Annotated in this window: 1 protein-coding gene; it reads right to left on the bottom strand. The window is 69.3% G+C overall.

The genetic code is table 11. The features are described from left to right. Positions 1 to 771 (bottom strand): MinD/ParA family ATP-binding protein (locus ACOADB_RS10445; RefSeq protein WP_378597980.1); only part of this gene is annotated, 771 nt, incomplete at both ends.

The raw sequence follows: 771 nt of genomic DNA, 5'->3' as shown, positions 1-771 counted from the left end.
ACCCGATAGACGCCGCGGGTGCGCTGCTCGTACACGGCAACGAGGTCACGGGCGAGGTTCTCGTCGACCTTCGGGCTCGGGTCGGAGAGCACGGTGATCGTCTTGTACTTGAGGTTCTCGTAGCCCGCGTCCTGCAGGGCGTCGAGCATCCACAGGCCGCTGTAGCCGGTGTCCTCGCGGATGGTGCTGGTGACGACGAGGAGGTCGGCCTTCTCGGCCGCGGCGAGCCAGTTCTCGGCCCGGAGGTTGTTGCCCGTGTCGACCAGGATGATCCGGTAGAAGCGCTCGAGCAGCGAGTGGACCTCACCGAAGTCCTTCGCGTGGATCACGCCGGTGACATCGGGACGTTCGTCGGAGGCGAGGACGTCGAAGTGGGCGTCGCCCTGGGAACGGACGAAGGCGCCGAGGTCGCCGATCCGCGACTGGTAGACGTCCTTGAACCGGCCGAGGTCCTCGAGCAGCTCCCGCGTGGTGTTGCGGTGGGTGCTGCGCGCACCACGGATGCCGAGGGTTCCGCGCGTCTCGTTGTTGTCCCACGCGATGACTCCCCCGCCGCGCACGGTGCCGAAGGTGTGGCCCGCGGCCAGGACACCGGTGGTCTTCGCCGCGCCACCCTTGGGATTCACGAACGCGATCGTCCGCGGGCCGTCGAAGTCCTTCTGGATCTGGGCGCGGTCGGCCTCGAAGGCCTGCTCCCGGGCACCCATCGCCGGCTTGACCAGCCCACCGCTCCAGCGCCGTACACGCCCGCGCCAGCCCCAGGTCGCCGGG

Source organism: Nocardioides sp. CPCC 206348, from assembly GCF_048654705.1.
Lineage (GTDB): Bacteria > Actinomycetota > Actinomycetes > Propionibacteriales > Nocardioidaceae > Nocardioides.
This window is presented reverse-complemented; position numbering and strand designations above follow the sequence as displayed.